Annotated in this window: 14 protein-coding genes; 11 read left to right on the forward strand and 3 right to left on the reverse strand. The window is 68.6% G+C overall.

The window, feature by feature from the left end:
* Positions 1–37: 37 nt before the first annotated feature.
* The 4 genes from MUG78_RS06150 (at position 38) to MUG78_RS06165 (ending at position 4,721) form a co-directional block, all read left to right on the forward strand.
* Complete coding sequence (locus MUG78_RS06150) at positions 38–712, forward strand: hypothetical protein (RefSeq protein ID WP_246993216.1); 675 nt, start codon at positions 38–40, stop codon at positions 710–712.
* Between the two features lie 33 nt (positions 713–745).
* Positions 746–1,402, forward strand: a complete 657-nt coding sequence (locus MUG78_RS06155; protein WP_246993218.1) for a DUF6308 family protein — start codon at positions 746–748, stop codon at positions 1,400–1,402.
* Between the two features lie 273 nt (positions 1,403–1,675).
* The gene (locus MUG78_RS06160) at positions 1,676–2,923 is read left to right on the forward strand and encodes an IS256 family transposase (protein ID WP_246993220.1); all 1,248 of its coding nucleotides are present in this window, start codon (positions 1,676–1,678) and stop codon (positions 2,921–2,923) included.
* Between the two features lie 571 nt (positions 2,924–3,494).
* On the forward strand, positions 3,495–4,721 hold the full coding sequence (locus tag MUG78_RS06165; protein ID WP_246993222.1) for a GNAT family N-acetyltransferase: 1,227 nt from the start codon (positions 3,495–3,497) through the stop codon (positions 4,719–4,721).
* Here the strand turns inward: MUG78_RS06165 and MUG78_RS06170 are convergent.
* From MUG78_RS06170 to MUG78_RS06180, 3 genes are all read right to left on the reverse strand, one after another.
* Positions 4,718–5,803 carry a cutinase family protein gene (locus tag MUG78_RS06170; protein WP_246993224.1) on the reverse strand — a complete coding sequence of 362 codons (1,086 nt, stop codon included), beginning with the start codon at positions 5,801–5,803 and terminating at the stop codon, positions 4,718–4,720. The two genes, MUG78_RS06165 and MUG78_RS06170, sit on opposite strands and share 4 nt — an antisense overlap.
* 267 nt (positions 5,804–6,070) lie before the next feature.
* On the reverse strand, positions 6,071–7,162 hold the full coding sequence (locus tag MUG78_RS06175; RefSeq protein ID WP_246993226.1) for a PE-PPE domain-containing protein: 1,092 nt from the start codon (positions 7,160–7,162) through the stop codon (positions 6,071–6,073).
* Positions 7,163–7,455: 293 nt separating this feature from the next.
* Positions 7,456–8,769: a cutinase family protein gene (locus MUG78_RS06180; RefSeq protein ID WP_246993228.1), complete on the reverse strand. Its 1,314-nt coding sequence runs from the start codon at positions 8,767–8,769 to the stop codon at positions 7,456–7,458.
* A 246-nt stretch (positions 8,770–9,015) separates the two neighbouring features.
* On the opposite strand from MUG78_RS06180, the gene MUG78_RS06185 reads away from it, so the two are divergent.
* From MUG78_RS06185 to MUG78_RS06215, 7 genes are all read left to right on the forward strand, one after another.
* Positions 9,016–9,825 carry a thioesterase family protein gene (locus MUG78_RS06185; protein ID WP_246993230.1) on the forward strand — a complete coding sequence of 270 codons (810 nt, stop codon included), beginning with the start codon at positions 9,016–9,018 and terminating at the stop codon, positions 9,823–9,825.
* A gap of 103 nt (positions 9,826–9,928) precedes the next feature.
* Entirely contained in the window at positions 9,929–10,696 is a 768-nt protein-coding gene (locus MUG78_RS06190) for a hypothetical protein (RefSeq protein ID WP_246993232.1), read from the forward strand.
* 174 nt (positions 10,697–10,870) lie between these two features.
* Positions 10,871–12,064 (forward strand): thiolase family protein, encoded by a 1,194-nt coding sequence (locus MUG78_RS06195; protein ID WP_246993234.1) that lies wholly within the window; start codon positions 10,871–10,873, stop codon positions 12,062–12,064.
* Complete coding sequence (locus tag MUG78_RS06200; protein WP_246993236.1) at positions 12,061–12,909, forward strand: acyl-CoA thioesterase; 849 nt, start codon at positions 12,061–12,063, stop codon at positions 12,907–12,909. The genes MUG78_RS06195 and MUG78_RS06200 overlap by 4 nt, the downstream gene beginning before the upstream one ends.
* Before the next feature lie 141 nt (positions 12,910–13,050).
* Positions 13,051–14,517, forward strand: a complete 1,467-nt coding sequence (locus MUG78_RS06205; RefSeq protein ID WP_246993239.1) for a class I adenylate-forming enzyme family protein — start codon at positions 13,051–13,053, stop codon at positions 14,515–14,517.
* A 129-nt stretch (positions 14,518–14,646) separates the two neighbouring features.
* Positions 14,647–16,455: a DUF3556 domain-containing protein gene (locus tag MUG78_RS06210; RefSeq protein WP_246993241.1), complete on the forward strand. Its 1,809-nt coding sequence runs from the start codon at positions 14,647–14,649 to the stop codon at positions 16,453–16,455.
* Positions 16,452–17,870, forward strand: a complete 1,419-nt coding sequence (locus tag MUG78_RS06215; RefSeq protein ID WP_246993243.1) for a phytoene desaturase family protein — start codon at positions 16,452–16,454, stop codon at positions 17,868–17,870. Before MUG78_RS06210 ends, MUG78_RS06215 begins: the two co-directional genes overlap by 4 nt.
* Positions 17,871–17,876: the final 6 nt, after the last annotated feature.

Here is a 17,876-nt window from a genome sequence, read left to right on the forward strand (position 1 = left end):
CACCTTCACCCAGGGCTCCGGCCCGGATGTTGCGGGCATGAAGTACACAGAACACCATCGGCCGACCAGCCTGATGGACGTGACGGTTCGCACCGTCTGCACGGACTGCAACAACGGCTGGATGAGCGCCCTGGAAGTCCTGGCCAATCCGATCCTGCGCCGCCTCATCGCGGGCGCGGCCACGGTGACCGCCGACGAAGCCGACATCGTGCGGCTGTGGGCCGCCAAGACCGCTGCCGTAATTCAGATGGCCGAGGCCCGAGCCAGCGACAGCCCGCCCATCGCCGCAGCAGACCGCGCATCGCTGCGCAGAGGTGACGCGCCGGACGAGTGGGTCGTGACCCTGACACGGCTCGACCCGAGTTGGCGCGACCACACCCACCGCGGATATGCACCTGTCCCGCTACGACGTGTGGTCGACGACATCGAATCGATCGAGCAGTACCACTTCACCACGATTGAGATCGGCTGCATGCTGCTGACCGTCACGGGCGGCCCACCCGAGAGCGACGCGACCCGTCACGTGTGCAGGACAGCGGTGACACACCTCTGGAACGTCGTGCCCGCGCTCCAACCACTAGTCCCGGGCGAGCCGCTCGAACTGAGGACCTGGCAGCTGCCCAGCACTGACATCCTGCGTCAACTCACGCTGTACTTCGCACGCCTGCTCCACCAGGAGGATCAGGAGCCCGTCGCTCCGTCGTCATCCTGAAGGGCAGGGCGCATCGGCCAGTACCGTCTGAGCATGACCATCGACGGCATGCGACTCCCGCCGATCCTCGACGCCGATCACGCAGACAAGGCCGTCGACGTCCTACGAACCTACTTCGATCAAGATGGGGATCGCTTCTACAGCGGCTCCCACTTCGAGCGATTCGCTGCCGGCGGTGACCGCCCCGAGACCGCGGACGTGTTCACTACCGACGACCTAGTGGCGATCACCCTGCTCGGTGTCACCGTCCCGGGCGACGCTGCCCTTCGGATCCTCGGAGATACCGACCCGGGCTACCGCGAACACCTAAGTGCCCTGCTACGACGGCTTCCAACCGACGTCAACCTCGTCGATGCGGACGAGAATGTTCTTGCCGTCGCCAACGAGCTGTGGACCCACGTTCGAGGCAACCTCGGCGTCGGCCCTACGAAGACCAGCAAGCTCCTAGCGCGTAAGCGCCCGCGCCTGCTCCCGGTGATCGATTCGGTGGTGACCAGGACCGTTGGTCACGTACCGGGCCGACATTCCTTCTACCAGAACCTCCAGGCCGCACTGAAGGCCGACGACCACTGCCTGGCCCGGCACTTGGACGAGCTCCGCAAGACCGCCAGCATCGGCGAAGACATCAGCACTATCCGAGTATTTGACGTATTGGTGTGGATGCAGGGCAGCGGTCGCGTCCGTAGCTGACTGGGTCTTGCTCGTGGACATCCGCCTGATAGTCGGTGGTCATGGCTGGGGCGCTCGGAGGCTAAGCGCAGCAGACCTCGCGCAGCAGACCTCGCGCAATTGCAGTCATCGAACGCGCCGCGACGGAGCGCGGCGCAGAGTAGTGCCCCATAGAGTGGTGTAGCCCGGTGACCGGGATCATGACGAGCAGCGTGTCGTTGCTCGTCAGCGGGAGCGGTCACCGTGTGATCCTTCGAGGAATCTCCTACAACCCACTCGAACGGAGTCATCACGATGACCGCACCACACATTGTCGACCCTTCGGGCTTGCTGAGCCAAGCCCTGAGCGATGCGTCGCCGGACTTGATGCGCGAGCTGCTGCAAGCTGTGATCAACGCCCTTCTCTCCGCTGATGCCGACGCGGTTTGCGGCGCTGAATGGGGGCAGCGATCAGCTGAGCGCACCAACCAGCGCAACGGGTATCGGCACCGCGCCCTCGATACTCGGGTCGGAACGATCGATGTCGCTGTCCCGAAACTGCGGCAGGGCACGTATTTCCCGGAATGGCTGCTCGAGCGCCGCAAACGCGCCGAAGCAGCGTTGATCACCGTGGTCGCTGACTGCTACCTCGCCGGGGTGTCCACCCGCCGCATGGACAAACTTGTCAAGACACTGGGGATCAACTCGCTGTCGAAGCCACAGGTCTCGCGGATGGCCGCTGATCTCGATGAGCACGTCGAGCAGTTCCGGCACCGCCCCTTGAGTGAAGCGGGCCCGTTCACGTTCGTCGCCGCGGACGCGTTGACGATGAAGGTCCGTGAAGGTGGTCGCGTGGTCAACGCGGTCGTGCTGGTCGCGACCGGGGTCAACGCCGACGGGCGCCGAGAGGTCTTGGGCCTGCAGGTAGCCACCGCGGAAATCACAGTGGCGTGGAACAGCTTCTTCGCCGACCTGGTCGCCCGCGGCCTGACCGGAGTCCGGCTGGTAACCAGCGATGCTCATGCCGGCCTCGTCGAAGCGATCGCAGCGAACCTGCCCGGGGCAGCATGGCAACGCTGCCGCACCCACTACGCGGCGAACCTGATGAGCGTCACCCCGAAAAGTCTGTGGCCGGCAGTCAAAGCGATGCAGCACTCGGTATACGACCAGCCCGACGCCGACTCAGTCAACGCCCAGTTCGACCGACTGCTCGACTACGTCGACACCAAACTGCCTGACGCGCACGATCACCTCGACACCGCCCGGGCCGACATCCTGGCCTTCACCGGTTTCCCCGAAGGACTCTGGCAGCAGATCTGGTCGAACAACCCCAACGAACGCCTCAACCGGGAGATCCGACGCCGCACCGACAGCGTTGGGATCTTTCCCAACCGTGACGCGATCGTCCGTCTGGTCGGCGCAGTCCTGGCCGAACAGAACGACGAATGGGCAGAAGGCCGCCGCTACCTCGGCCTGGACATCCTGGCCAAAAGCCGACTCACCCCAGTCCCCGACACCGGAATCGAGGTAAACGCCGACACCACCCACGAACTCAGCGCTTAACCAGCACCAACGAAGGATCGCAGCGCTACACCACTACTCGGGACTTGACCCTCCGTCATGACGCCTGGCCTCCCTGTCTGCACCACTCACCATCAAGAGGTCAGATTGCAGAACTGCAATCTGACCTCTTTTTTGTTCTCGTCAGCGCAACCGTGGGTTAATGGCCATTAACCCGCGAGCTCTCGTGGGTTAACGGCCCTGTCCGGGCACTCTGCCGTCTGGTGCAGTCGCCTGGTGACTGCGCCAGACGGCAGCGCTGACTCTCCTTTACGACGGACCTGGCGGAGGCGGTGGCCGACTGAGACCAATCGGATCTGGGCTCGGAACATGGTGGAGGTCATGGGCCACCCGCAGGTGGACCGCGACGCCCTCCTCGAGATCACCGAGTACGCGATCGATACATCGAGGAGAACTACATCGACCAGGGGAAGTTGGGACTGAGAATGCTCGACTGACGCCGACACTGGGCATTCAGAGCGCCCTGATCATCGCCGGATCCGCGCACCGAGGTCGCGAAGTCCGCGGGCAGTAAGGTTCACGACCAGACGCCCGGCGGATGGAGGAGACGACGATGAACCCTGGTGAACGGCGCGCACGTGGGACCGACGTCGCGGTCGTGACCGAGCCGGATCTGGTGCGCGAGGCGTACGCGGTGTTCAAGCGCGCGATGGTGGGCTTGGAGTTCGGTCCGTTCGATCCGGTCGACGTGTCCGAACCCGGCCGCTTCCTCGCCGCATTCGACGGCGAGCAGGTCGTCGGCAGCGCCAACTCCTACGCCACGCAGCTCACGGTGCCCGGCGGCGTGCGGGTGCCGCACGCCGCGGTGAGTCAGGTGGGGGTGTTGCCGACGCATCGTCGTCGAGGCGTGGTCACCGCGCTGATGCGCACGCAGCTCGCCGCTGCCGCGGCGGCCGGGGAATCGGTGGCGACGCTGCGCGCGAGTGAGGGCGGCATCTACGGCCGCTTCGGCTACGGCATCGCCAGCCACGTGCGGTCGGCGCGGATCGACACTCAGACGGCCCGCTTCGTCGACGACGGCCCCGGCCCGGGCAACGTGCGCCTCGCCGACGACGGCGGGGTGGCGGTGATGGCCCCGATCGCGGCGCGCGCGGCTCAGAACGGGGCGGTCTCGCGCGCGGACGTCTGGTGGCGTAAGTGGGAACTGCGCGCCGCCGAATACAAGAGCCCGAGCTACCTCGTGGTGCACAGCACCGACGGCGTCGACGACGGCTACGCGATGTACCGGCCGCTGGACACCGCGGGCTGGTTCACCAGCGACGACAAGACCATCGAGGTGACCGAGCTGGTCGCGCTGAACCCGGGTGCCCACCGCGGCTTGTGGCGGCACCTGCTGGAACTCGACCTGGTGGACACCGTCACCGTCGGCACGCTGGCGCTCGACGATCCGCTCCCGCTGCTGTTCGTCGACGAACGCGCGGTGACGCTCGGCCCGGTGCGCGACGAGTCCTGGCTGCGACTGGCCGATGTCGCCGCCGCGCTCGCGGCGCGCACCTATGGCGACGCGGAACCCGTCCACCTCGCGGTGCACGACAGGCTGCTGCCCCAGAACGACGGCGTGTACCGCATCGGCGCCGACGGCGCGGTCCGCGTCGCCGCCGACACCCCGGCCGCGGTCACCGTGTCGGTGTCCGACTTGGCCGCGACGTACCTCGGCGGGACGCGCTGGTGGCGGTTGGCCGCCGCGGGCCGGATCGACGTGGCCGATCCGGCGGCGGTCGAGCGGCTCGACCGGCTGTTCCGCGTCGACCGCGAACCGTACGCGGGAGTGTTCTTCTAGAACTTCTGGGGCGCGGTCTGCTGGGCTGCGGCCTGTGGGGTTTCATCCGCGTGGGCTTCGCGGATCGTCGGCAGCGGCGGCAACACGACGCTGCCGAGTTCCTCGGGCACCGCTCCGGCGAGCACCGGCGGCGCGTAGTCGCGCAGCGGCGTCGGAATGTACCGGGTGAGGGAGACCTCCGCGGGCGGCACCAGCTCGGGCGCGACGGTCCGCGCGATGTCCTGGGCGACGGCGAGTACCGGCTCCAGCTCGGCGGGATTCGGCAGCACGGCGAGGTTCACCTGCACGGTCACCTCCAACGACAGCAGCGGGGCGGGCTCGCTGCCGTCGGTCGCTGCGAGGTCGACGGGTGCGCCGACGCGCGTGGGACCGGCGACGGTGTGCTCGCCGGGGACGTCGCTGACCTCGCTGCGGCGGTACCCGTGGTCGCCGGCCGCGTAGCCGAGCAGACCGTTGATCAGCGGCAGCGGATTCTCCAGCGGGTTGCCGACGTAGCAGACGAAGTCGGCGGCGGCCCGGCAGACGGAGCTGGTCGGGATGGCACCGGCCGGCCGCGGACCGGTGTGCGTGAAGCCGGGAATCACCGAGGGCAGCTTGGCCATCGCGCCGTGGTCGGCGCGCGGATCGGCGACCAGCGTGAACGAGGTGTTCTGCCGCATCTTCGGGTCGCGGTTCCAGTCGTCGCGGACATTGCCGGCCACCAGGGCGCCGAAGCTGTAGCCGGTCACGTGGATGGCGCTCTCCGGGCAGCGCGCTCGGAACGCCCGGGCCTGCGAGTTCAGGGCACGTTCACCGCGGGCGGCGGAGACGTCGCCGGGGGTGAAGCCGACGGGGGCGAGCGAGGCCGGGTAGACGATGCCGGTCGCGTCGCGCGGGGCGCCGGGCACGTGCTGCCCGTGGGTGTCGCCGACGCCGCCGACCGCGAATTCCTTGGTGTCCGGGCAGCCACCGGCCACGGCGGATCCGGCGGTCAGGGTGCCCGCGACAGTCGCGGCGGGCGCCAGAAGCGCCAGGGCCAGCACGGCCACCCAGCGTGCGGAGGATCGACGGTGGGGTGATTCGAGAGTCGTTGATCGAGTCATGGGCGGTATCTCCTCGGGGCGGACGGGTCGCTGAAAACCCTTGGCGGACAAGCCCATCCGCGGGAGATGAACCTTTGCCGCTATAGAGATACCGACGCCGTGTCGCCGCTGAATCGCCGTTTCGTTAACTGACAATGAACTCTGTCAGGAGCGTTGGTGAGGACCCCCGGATGCACGGCGGCGGTCCGAGAGAATCCTCGGACCGCCGCCGTGAATGCGACGCTGTGGGTGTGGCGTCGTGGGTGTGACGCTGTGGGTGTGGCGTCGCTACTGCTGCGTGAGCGCGGTTCGCAGGGCCCGAAGCACGGTAGACGACGCTGCCGTGACGGGTTCGGAACGTGGTTGCGGAGACGGGGCCGAGGGGAGGGCCGGCAGCGCTGGGAGCACCACGTCGCCGATCTGCTCGGGCACCGCGTCCGCGAGCGGCGGAGGCACGTAGTCGCGCAGCGGAGTGGGGATGTAGCGGGTGAGCGACAGTTCGGCCGGCGGCACGATGCCGGGTGCCACGTCGCGCGCCACGTCCTGGGCCAGCGCCAGAACCGGCTCCACTTCGGCGGGCGACGGGAGCACGGCGAGCGCCACCTCCACCGGCAACGGCAGTGGTAATACGGTGGCGACCTCGCCCGGTGCGCCGATCCGGGTCGGGCCCGCGACGTCGTGTGCGCCGGGCTCATCGGTCACCTCGCCGCTGCGATAGGTGTGATCGCCGAATGCATAGCCCAGCAGGCCGTTGATCAGCGGCAGCGGATTCTCCGCGGGGTTGCCGACGAAGCAGATGAAGTCGGCCGCCGAACGGCAGATGGAGCTGGTCGGGATGCTGCTCGCCGGTCGCGGACCGGTGTGGGTGAAGCCCGGAATGAGCGACGGCAGCTGGGCCATCGCGCCCTGCTCGGCGCGCGGATCGGCGATGAGCGTGAACGAGGTGTTGTTCCGCATCTTTGCGTCGTGGGTCCAGCTGTCCCGGACGTTGCCTGCCACGAGTGCGCCGAGGCTGTAACCGGTCACGTGGATGGCGCTGTCGGGGCAGCGTTTCCGGAACCCCCGCGCCGCCGAGTTCAGCGCTGCGGCGCCCTGTGCTGCGGAAGCGTCGCCCGGGCCGAAGCCGATGGGCGCGAGCGAAGCCGAGTATCCGATACGGGTGGCACCGGACGTGCCCGGCACCCAGGCGCTCCGCGTGTCGCCGACGCCGCCGACAACGAACTTCTTGGTGGCCGGGCACGTGCCGGTCGCGTGTGCGGCGCCCACCGGCGCGTTCAGCGTCAGGGCGATCGCCGACAGCAGGAGCGCGAGGGCCAGGGTCCTCGGCCGCCACGAGCGTCGATGGACATCGGCATGCCCGGGTCGGGTCGTTGTCAACATGGGTCGTGCGTCTCCTCGCGGGCGGGACATCGGGTGCAGTACGGGCTATCAGGGGCGGCAGGCACGACCCGGGAGTTCGACCGAGACACCTGCCGCACGCTCTGAGGGCGCTGGAGCCAATAGTCGAATTCCCTTGTCCGACAAAATCATTCGAACGAATGGACCTGTCGCTACGTCATTAATAGTGGATTACTGTGAAGTAGGCAAGGATTACCTTACAAATACTTGAATACCCAACTAATGTTGGCGCAGTTCGACGCTTCCCGATGGCACAGATTTGCGTGCCGGCGGCGCTACCGGTCGTCGGTTGGGGGTCGGTAGCCCTGGGGGCCACCGCCGCTGATCACCGCGGGGGCGTTGAGGGACTGACCGCAGGATGCCTTCGGTCGGGCTCCGGCGCCGCAGCCGTCGACGGGGGCGGGTCCGGCAGTGACCGCACCGGCCTGCAGGCTCGATCGATCCCAGCGCTCGCGGGCGGTTGTGCTCTGGGCAGGGGTGGGCGCGGTGGCGCGTAGCAACCGCAGGATCGTCTCGAAGCCGGCGGTCTGGTCGCTGTCGGTGCGTGGATCGGTGGTCAGCACCCCGGGGACGACGAGGAGTAGCTGCACCAACTCATCCAAGCGAGTGGGGATCGCCGGTAGGACGATGTCGCCGATCTCGTCGGGCACCGAGTTCGCCAGCGGTGGGGGCAGGTAGTCGCGCAGCGGAGTGGGGATGTAGCGGACCAGGGACAGTTCCGCGGGCGGAACCAGGTCGGGGGCGACGGTGCGCGCGATCTCCTGCGCCACCACCAACAGCGGTTCCACTTCCTCTGGCGCCGGGAGCGCCGCCAGGACTCCGAGCAGTGGGAACTGGGGGATCAGCACGGCGAGGAGGATCCGACCGGCGCTGAGCGTCGCGGTCTCGACGAGGTGATCGCCGGGGGTGTCGGTCACTTCGCTCTTGCGATAGGTGTGATCCCCGGTGAGGTAGCCCAGGACGCCGGCGATCAGTGGGAGGGGATTCCGCGTCGGATCGCCGACGTAGCAGATGAAGTCGCTGCCGGACCGGCACACGGAGCTGGTCGGGATGGTGCTGAAGGGTCGTCGACCCGTGTGCGTGAAGCCGGGGATGACCGAGGGCAGCTTGGCCATGGCGCCGTGGTCGGACCGGGGATCGGCGATCAGGGTGAACGACGTGTTCACGCGCATCTTCGGGTCGCGGTTCCAGCTGTCCCGCACGTTCCCCGCGACCAGCGCACCCATGCTGTAGCCGGTGACGTGGATGGCGCTCTCCGGGCAGCGGTCGCGAAACGACCGGGCCGCTGCGTTCAGGGCCGCTTCGCCCTGTCGCGCCGAGACGTCGCCCGGCGTGAGTCCGACGGGTGCCAGCGAGGCGGTGTACGCGATGCGGGTGGCCCCGGCGGCACCCGGGACGAAACGACTCTGCGTGTCGCCCACGCCGCCGACGGCGAACTCCTGCGAAGGCGGGCAGGCGCGCGCCGCCCGGGCCTCGCCGACCGGCAGCGCCAACGCCGTGATGATCAACATCGGCAGCGTCGTCAGCAGCAGGAGCCACCTGGCTCCTCGTCGGTCGCGGCCGTGCCCGGAGTCCGTGTTTCTGGACATCGGTCGTACTCTTCTCAAACTGCGCGCGCGGGCGGGGCCGTTTGCGCGGGGGATCTCTGTCAATCGAGATCCGGCACACAGTCGTATCTCTTTGTGATGTAGATACCTCATGAGCGGTAGGTTTGGCGAATCCGTGCCCGTACCGGCCCTGAGCGGCACAGATTTGGCGCAAACCCATGACTTCGGACCTGCTTTTGACATGTGCGGGGTGCCGCCGGAGGGTTTGCGATGGGTAGGGTTCGACGGATGAGCCATGTACTCGACGAAGCGATCGCGGTGACCGTCGGCGAGGCCGGCGTCTTCCATGCGACGACCCATGCGGCGTACGCCAACATGGTGGGTCCGTTCGGTGGCATCACCGCGGCCACGGTGGTCCACGCCCTCCAGCAGCATCCGGACGTGCTCGGCGAGCCGCTGGCGCTGACCTTGAACTATGCGGCACCCATCGCCGACGGCGACTGGGACCTGCACACCGAGATCATCCGCACCAACCGCACCAACCAGCACTGGGTCATCCGGATCGTGCAGAACGGTACGACGGTGTCCACCGGCAGCGCGGTCTTCGGTCTGCACCGCCCCACGTGGGGCAGCACCGAGCCCCGTCCGCCGGCCGCGCCGCCCGTCGAGGAGGTGGCCGCCCAGGGGTTCCCCGACTTCATCGCGTGGGCGAACAACTACGACATGCGGTTCGTCGTCGGCGGCCTGAACGACGGCGCCAGCGACGACTCGACGTCGACGCTCTGGCTACGCGACGTGCCAGAGCGGTCGCTGGATTACCCCTCGCTGGCCTCGATCGCCGACAGCTTCTACCCGCGCGCCTTCCTGCGGCACGGCACCTTCATGCCGGCCGGGACGATCTCCCTGACCACCTACTTCCACGCCACGCCGGCCGAGTTGACCGCGCAGGGCAGCGACCACCTGTTGATCACCGCCCGCGGCGTCCGCTTCGGAAACGGTCACTTCGATCAGGACGGTCAGATCTGGTCGGGTGCAGGCGATGACGCGGTGCTGCTGGCCACCACGCACCAGCTGGTTTACTTCAAGGATCCCCAGTAGCTCCGGCGGTGTGCAGTCCGGGGCGCACTGAGGCGTAGGTCATAATCACCGGGGGGCGGTGTTCAGTGGGGATGCTGCTGATCCACGGAAGAGGGGTGCCGCGATGACGGTGCGTGTGCAGAAGAATCCGATCCGACGGCTCGGCGGCCTGCTGATCGCGGGAAGCGCGGTGATCGCGTTGGCCGGCTGCAGCAGCAGCGACGACTCGTCGTCGGCCGCGACCACCACCGGGTCCGATGGTGCGACCACCGCGAATACCGCGACGTCGACGAAGCTCACCGGTGATGCGAAGGAACTGGTGCTGCCCGCCGACGAGTTCCCGAAGGGCTTCGTGGCGCAGGAGATCCCGCAGGGCCAGCTGAAGGCGGCGACCGACCAGGTCCTCGCGGCGATGAAGGGCGTGAAGATCGAGCCGTCGTCGTGCGTGCAGTTGAGCCTGCTGCCGGAATCCATCGACCTGGAGACCATCGGCCTGGCCGTGGCGACCAAGGGCACGTCGAGCCTCAGCACGTCGGTGGCGCCGCAGCAGATCAGCATGGACGATCAGCGCAAGTCGGTCACCGGCAAGTGCGCCAACCTCGAGATGATGTTCACCGAGGGGCAGACCGCCGGAGCGACGGCGACGGTGAAGCAGAAGGTGCAGAAGGCGCCCAAGACCAAGGCGGATGAGGCTCTCGTGGTGGAGCAGGAAACCACCACCAAGATCTCCGGCACCACCGTGAAGTCGTCTGCTCTGCTGGGCTTCGCCGAGGTGAACGGCTACCAGGTGTCGGTCCAGTACATGTCCGCCAATGGCGCTGAGATCGACGACGACGCGTTCAACGATGTCTTCGTTGCCGCCGTCAACCGCGTCGCGAACGGCACCGACTAGTCGTACCCGCGAAAGCGGGGGCGGCCCAGATCAGCGGGCCGCCCCCGCTTTCGGCATCGCGGGGTACGGACACCGCTGCCGACCGGGACTTCGCGAAAGTCGTGCACAGTAACTCTGTCTATTATAGTAGCGACAGTCACACTGCTAACTAAAGCGCTCTCGGAAGGACTCGCTGTGTCTCAGTTCGCCTCGGAGGTCTTCGTCTACGACGCCGTCCGCACCCCGAAGGGGCGGGTGAAGCGCGCCGGCGGCACGCTCGCCGACGTCCCCGCCTACGAGCTGCTCGCGACGCTGCTGCGGGCGTTGCGGGAGCGCGGGCTGGATCCCGAGCAGGTCCATGACATGGTCATCGGCACCAGCACGGCGGCCGGTGAGCAGGGTGGCGACATCGCCCGCGCCGCGGCGCTGTGGGCGCAGTGGCCGGACACTGTTCCCGGCGGTGTGGTCTCGCGACTGTGCTGCTCGGGGCTGGATGCCATCGGCACCGCGACGGCCAAGGTGGCGTCGGGCATGAACGACGTGGTGCTGGCCGGCGGCGTGGAGTCGATGTCGCGGGTCCCGATGCTGTTCGATAAGCCGAGCTTCGCCTTCGAAGGCGAGCTGCAAGACGCGACCGGGTACGTCACCATCGGCGTCGCCGCCGACCTCACCGCCGCGGATGCCGGCTTCACGCGCGAGGAGCTCGACGCCTACGCGGTGCGCTCGCACCAGCGTGCCGCGGCGGCCCCGATGTCGGATTCGGTCATCCCGATCAGGCCCGGGGACACGGTGGTCCTCGCGCGCGACGAGGGCGCCCGTCCAGACGCGGACCTGGCCGGGTTCGCCGCCTTGGCCACGCTGTTCGGCGACGATCCCTCGTGGGACCTGGTGGCCCGGCAACTCCCCGACTCGCTGCGCCCGGAGGGCGGACTGCACACCGTCGGGACGGCGCCGCAGCTGTGCGACGGCGCGTCGGCGGCCGTGCTCGGTTCCGGGTCGGCAGGCTCGACGCTGGGTACGGCGCCGATCGGCGAGATCGTCGCCGCCACCCAGACCGCGGTGCGCTCGCCGCGGCTCACCGCCGGCGTGCAGGCCGCCCGGGACGCGCTGGAGCGGGCCGGGATCACCGCCGCCGACCTGGACGTGATCGAGGCGAACGAGTCGTTCGCGGTGTCCCCGCTGCTGCTGACCCGCGAACTCGACCTGGATCCGGCCCGGGTGAACCCGAACGGCGGATCCGTCGCGACCGGCCACCCGCTCGGCGCCAGTGGCGGGTCGCTGCTGGTCAACGCGCTCGATCAGCTCGCGCGCGTCGACGGCGAGTTCGCCCTGCTGGCGATCCCCGGCGGCCTCGGCCTCGGCGCCGCCGTGGTGGTGCGGCGCGTGTGAAGCCGACGCCCGTGTCTCCGCTGACCAACGCGCTCGCAGCGCTCGAGCTGACCGAGATCGACGACGACCGGTTCACCGCGGACAACATCGACCTCGGCGCCCGACGGCTATTCGGCGGGCAACTGCTGGCGCAGATGCTGGTGGCCGCCGCGCGCACCGTGCCCGAGCCCGCGCAGCCGCGTTCGCTGCACGTCTACTTCCTGGCACCCGGCAACTCCGAGGACCGCGTGGAGTTCGCGGTGACGCGCACCCGGGACGGCCGTCGACTGTCCAACCGATCGGTGACCGCCGAGCAGGCGGGCCGCGTGCTGGCGACGGCCATGGTCTCGGTCGTCGCGCCCAGCGAAGGAGTCGCCAATCAGGCGCTGATGCCGACGGTCCCGCCGCCCGAGCAGTGCCCGACGCTGGCGGATTGGGCCGAGCAGTGGGGCGGCCTCACCGAGATCTGGTCGACGATGAACGTCGCCGACTTCCGGCTGGTCCCGGATCCGCCGGACGGCACGACGATGGCCTGGCTGCGCGCGGCCGGTCCGCTGCCGGACCAGCCCGTCACGCACGCGGCCTGGGCGCTGCTGATGTCCGACATCACCGCCCTGGCGGCGGGACTCGCCGCACACGACGTCCCGGTCGGCGGCGAGCACCTCGGCGACCGGCCCTGGGGCGCGGTGTCGCTGGACCATGCGATGTGGTTCCACCGGCCGGCCCGCGCCGACGAGTGGCTGCTGTACGCGCAGCGCTCTCCGTCGTCGTCGGACGGTCGCGGGCTGGTGGTGGCCGACGTCTTCACCGTCGACGGCCGCTGCGTCGGATCGTTCACCCAGGAGGGTCTGTTCGCCCAGTCGTGAGCGCACGGCGAACCCCGGGCCCTTCGGTGGTTGTGCTCCGGGTACAAAGTCCCGCCGATAGTTCGTGTCTGCAGGCCGTTTCGCCGTGCCGCAAAGCTCCATAGTGTCAATGGTCACAACCGACTACGAAAGGTGTTGACCGTGACAGGCACGTATTTCGCGTGGGACCTGGCGTATCGAGGAGACGCGCCGTGTGTCCGCGACGATCGGTTGGAACTGACGTACGCGCAGTTCGCGCAGTGTGTGGAAGCGGTCGCCGAGCAACTGGCCGGACTGGGCGTCGGACCCGGCGATGTGATCGCGACGTTCCTTCCCAACCGGGCGGAACTGCTGGTGGTCCTCAGCGCGGCCTGGCGCCTTCGGGCCGTCGGCACCCCGGTCAACCCCGGCTTCACCGACCATGAGGCCGAGTACCAACTCGCCGACTCCGGCGCGAAGGTCGTGGTGGCCGCCGCGCCGGTGGGTGACGCGGCGAAGCGCACCTTTGTCGACGTCGAGACCTTGGCGACGGTGCCGAGCGCCGCCTGGACGCCTCCCACGGCGCCGACCGACGCCGACGACGCGCTGCTGATCTACACCTCGGGGTCCACCAGGCAGCCCAAGGGCGTGCGACTGGGCCACGACAATCTGCACTTCTTCGCTCGGGCCGCCGGCGAGCACTTCCAGGTCGGCGCGGACGGGCACGCGCTGCTGATCCTGCCCCTGTTTCACGTCAACGCGATCGCGGTCAGCTGCCTGACGCCGATCATGGCCGGGGGACAGGCGAGTATCACCGGCCACTTCTCGGCGAGCCGCTTCTTCGACGACGTCGCACGCCTCAAGCCCACCTACTTCTCCGCGGTCCCCACCATCTACGCGATGCTCGTCTCGCGCGGTGACATCCCCGCGGGTGCCACCGATTCGCTGCGCTTCGCCGTCTGCGGCGCCGCGCCGATCTCCCGCGAACTGCTGGAGAAGGTCGAGGCGAGCTTCGGCATCCCGATCGTCGAGGGCTACGGGCTCACCGAGGGCACGTGCGCCTCGGCTTGCAACCCCATCGACGGCGTGCGCAAGCTCGGCACGGTGGGTCCGGCGATGCCCGGTCAGCAGATCCGGATCGTCGGCGCGACGGGCGAGGACGTGCCCACCGGCGAGCGCGGCGAGGTGCTCATCGGCGGCCCGGCGGTGATGCGCGGCTATCTCAACCGGCCCGAGGCGACCGCCGAGACGATCGTCGACGGCTGGCTGCACACCGGTGACGTCGGCACCTTCGACGAGGACGGCTACCTGCGCATCGTCGACCGGATCAAGGACATGATCATCCGCGGCGGCGAGAACATCTACCCCAAGGAGATCGAGGCCGCGCTGTCGGCGGAGCCCCGCGTCCTCGAGTGCGCGGTGATCGGCGCCCCCGATCCGTTCTTCGGTGAAGTGCCGGTCGCCTATGTGGTGACCTACCCGAACGCCGACGTCACCGCCGAGGCCCTGGCCGCGTTCGTCGAGGACCGGCTGGCCAAGGTGAAGCGGCCCGCACGGATCCACATCGTCGAGCAACTGCCGCGCAATCCGGTCGGCAAGATCGACAAGCCCGCCCTGCGGCGCCGCAGCGCCGAGGCCGCCGCCGTCTGACCGCGGCGTCGTCCGACGCCAGCCCGATCAACACCCACCCGACGCCGAGCAGCTCTCGGCGCGATGACCCCTGCCCGCACCGGCTGGAAGCCGCCGGGCCGCGACAATCCGAAAGAGGAGAGCACGACAATGGGTTTCACCGAAGGAGACTTCCCGCCGGTCGATCCGGCGACGTTCCGACAGCTACCGCTGTCCGAACGGATCCGCATCCTCGCCACCCACTGGGGCGACTACGGTTTCGGCACCGCGAAGGTGGTGCACGTCATCTACCTGGTGAAGGTGGCGCTGCTGTACATCGTCTGCGGTGTGTCGCTGGCGACCCTGACCTCCGGGCTGAACCCGCTGCACATCAGCGAATGGTGGAACGAGCCGATCGTCTACCAGAAGCTCATCCTGTGGACGGTGTTCGTCGAGGGCGTCGGCGTCGCCGGTTCCTGGGGCCCGCTGGCCGGCAAGTTCAAGCCGATGACCGGTGGCATCCTGTTCTGGCTGCGTCCGCAGACCATCCGGCTGCCACCGTGGCCGGACACCGTGCCGGGCACTCGCGGTGACACGCGCACCGTGTTCGACGTCGTGCTGTACGCGGCCTTCCTGATTAACCTGCTGGTGGCGATCGTGCTGCCGGGTAAGGAGTCGACCAGCTTCACCGATGCGATGGCGAACTCGCCGCTGCACATCGACCCCGCGCACGGCCTGATCAACCCCGTGGTGCTCTTCCCGCTGATGGCGATCTGGGTGCTGCTGGGCCTGCGCGACAAGACGATCTTCCTGGCAGCTCGCGCCGAGCAGTACCTGCCCGCGGTGATCTTCTTCGCGTTCCTGCCGTTCGTCGACATGATCGTCGCGCTGAAGCTGCTGATCGTCATCGTGTGGATCTGCGCCGGTATCTCCAAGATCGGTCTGCACTTCACCGCCGTGATTCCGCCGATGATCTCCAATACGCCGTGGCTCACGATCAAGCGTCTCAAGCGCGCCAACTACCGCAACTTCCCGACCGATCTGCGTTCCTCGGGCGCGGCCAGCTTCCAGGGCCACGTGCTGGGCACCATCGTCGAGATCGCGGCCCCGCTGGTCCTGCTCCTGTCGGTCAACAAGTGGCTGACGCTGGCCGCCGTCATCCTGATGGTCTGCTTCCACCTGTTCATCTTCTCGACCTTCCCGCTGGCCGTGCCGCTGGAATGGAACGTCCTGTTCGCCTTCGCCTCCGTGTTCCTGTTCTGGGGCTTCCCGGCCTGGGAGGGCTTCGGCGTCGCCGACATGAGCTCGGGCTGGCTCACCGTCGGCATCGTCATCGCGCTACTGGTGTTCCCGGTGCTGGGCAACCTGCGCCCGGATCTGGTCTCGTTCCTGCCGTCCATGCGTCAGTACGCGGGCAACTGGGCGTCGGCCCTGTGGGCCTTCACTCCGGGCGCTGAAGACAAGCTGAATCAGCACGTGGTGCGGCCCACCGTGAACCAGATCGACCAGCTGACCGCGGACTACGGCCCCGAGGCCGCCGAGATCACCATGCAGCAGACCATCGCCTGGCGCTCGCTGCACAGCCAGGGCCGCGGCCTGTTCTCGGTGCTGTACCGAGAGTTCGGTGACGAGATCGACGCCTACACGATCCGGGAGGCGGAGTTCGCCTGCAACTCGCTGGTCGGCTTCAACTTCGGAGAGGGCCACCTCCACAACCACCGTATGATCGAGGCGTTGCAGCGGCGCTGCAATTTCGCTCCCGGCGAGTTCACGGTTGTCTGGGTCGAGTCCCAGCCGATCCACCGATGGAAGCAGGACTACATGGTGATCGACGCTGCGTTGGGCGTGATCGAACGCGGTCGCTGGAACGTGCGCGACGCCGTCGAGGCACAGCCGTGGCTCGCCGACGGCCCCATCCCGATCGACGTCCACTGGCGCAGTGAGAATGCTCCCCGCCGCGGCGGAGTGCGCTTGTCATGACGACTGCTGTCGTGATCGGCGGCGGGCCCAACGGGCTCGCCGCCGGTCTCCGGCTCGCCCGCGCCGGCGTCGATGTCACCGTCCTGGAGGCCCGGGACGAGGTGGGTGGCGGCGCGCGCTCGGGTGAGCTCGAGGTTCCCGGTGTCATCCACGACCACTGCTCGGCCGTGCACCCGCTGGGCGTGGGCTCCCCGTTCTGGCAGGAGATCGGGCTCGACCGTTACGGCCTTCAGTGGGCGTGGCCGGAGATCGACTGCACCCACCCGCTCGACGACGGCGACATCGGCGTTCTGCACCAGTCGATCGAGGAGACCGCCGCCGGCCTCGGCGTCGACGGACGGCGCTGGAAGCTGGCCTTCGGCGACATCGTGCGGGGCTTCGACGAGCTGGCGCCGGACCTGCTGCGGCCGATCGTCAACGTGCCACGACATCCGTTCCGGCTGGCGGCGTTCGGGCCGCGGGCGCTGCTGCCGGCCACGATGATGGCGCGGTTGTTCGCCACGCCTGCGGCGCGAGCGCTGTACGCGGGTGTGGCCGCGCACGGCTTCACCCGACTGGATACGCCGATGACGGCGGCGTTGGGCATCATGATCACCGCGAGTGGGCACCGCTTCGGCTGGCCGGTGGCCGTCGGCGGTTCCGGCGCGATCACCCGGGCGGCGGCCGATGCGCTGCTCGACCTCGGCGGCACCATCGAAACGGGCGTGATGATCTCGGACCGCTCGCAGATTCCGGATGCCGACCTGGTGATGCTGGATCTGTCGGCATCGCAGGCGTTGTCGCTGTACGGCGACCGGATGCCGGACCGGATCGCGAAGGCCTACGGGCGCTACCGCGTCGGGTCGTCGGCCTTCAAGGTGGACTTCGTGATCCGCGGGGACATTCCGTGGCGCAACCCGGAGTCGGCCCGGGCGGGCACCGTGCACCTGGGCGGTGACCTCGCCGAGGTCGCGTACACCGAGAAGCAGCGGGCCGCCGGGGTGCTGGTGGAGAACCCGTTCGTCCTGGTCGGGCAGCAGTATCTGGCCGATCCGAGCCGCAGCAGCGGCGACCTGAACCCGATCTGGTCGTACGCCCACGTGCCGCCGGGGTTCGACGGTGACGCCACCGAGGCGGTGATCCGGCAGATCGAACGGTTCGCGCCCGGCTTCCGCGACACCATCGTGGCGACCACCTCGACGGGCACCATGGCCCTGGAGCAGTACAACCCCAACTACGCCGCGGGCGACATCATCGGCGGCGCCAACACCGGACTGCAGACGATCCTGCGGCCGCGGCTGGCACTGGACCCGTACGCGACCGGGGTCGACGGGGTGTACCTGTGCTCGCAGTCGGCGCCGCCGGGCGCCGGGATCCACGGCCTGTGCGGCATGCACGCCGCCGACTCCGCGCTGCGCTCGATCGGGCGCCGATGACCGAGT

The organism is Gordonia alkaliphila, from assembly GCF_023017165.1.
Classification (GTDB): Bacteria; Actinomycetota; Actinomycetes; order Mycobacteriales; family Mycobacteriaceae; genus Gordonia; species Gordonia alkaliphila.

Excerpts from the sequence above, each read along its gene's own strand:
- MUG78_RS06150 (WP_246993216.1), top strand. The coding sequence starts at position 38 with ATGAAGTACACAGAACACCATCGGCCGACCAGCCTGATGGACGTGACG.
- MUG78_RS06155 (WP_246993218.1), top strand. The coding sequence starts at position 746 with ATGACCATCGACGGCATGCGACTCCCGCCGATCCTCGACGCCGATCAC.
- MUG78_RS06160 (WP_246993220.1), top strand. The coding sequence starts at position 1,676 with ATGACCGCACCACACATTGTCGACCCTTCGGGCTTGCTGAGCCAAGCC.
- MUG78_RS06165 (WP_246993222.1), top strand. The coding sequence starts at position 3,495 with ATGAACCCTGGTGAACGGCGCGCACGTGGGACCGACGTCGCGGTCGTG.
- MUG78_RS06170 (WP_246993224.1), bottom strand. The coding sequence starts at position 5,803 with ATGACTCGATCAACGACTCTCGAATCACCCCACCGTCGATCCTCCGCA.
- MUG78_RS06175 (WP_246993226.1), bottom strand. The coding sequence starts at position 7,162 with ATGTTGACAACGACCCGACCCGGGCATGCCGATGTCCATCGACGCTCG.
- MUG78_RS06180 (WP_246993228.1), bottom strand. The coding sequence starts at position 8,769 with ATGTCCAGAAACACGGACTCCGGGCACGGCCGCGACCGACGAGGAGCC.
- MUG78_RS06185 (WP_246993230.1), top strand. The coding sequence starts at position 9,016 with ATGAGCCATGTACTCGACGAAGCGATCGCGGTGACCGTCGGCGAGGCC.
- MUG78_RS06190 (WP_246993232.1), top strand. The coding sequence starts at position 9,929 with ATGACGGTGCGTGTGCAGAAGAATCCGATCCGACGGCTCGGCGGCCTG.
- MUG78_RS06210 (WP_246993241.1), top strand. The coding sequence starts at position 14,647 with ATGGGTTTCACCGAAGGAGACTTCCCGCCGGTCGATCCGGCGACGTTC.
- MUG78_RS06215 (WP_246993243.1), top strand. The coding sequence starts at position 16,452 with ATGACGACTGCTGTCGTGATCGGCGGCGGGCCCAACGGGCTCGCCGCC.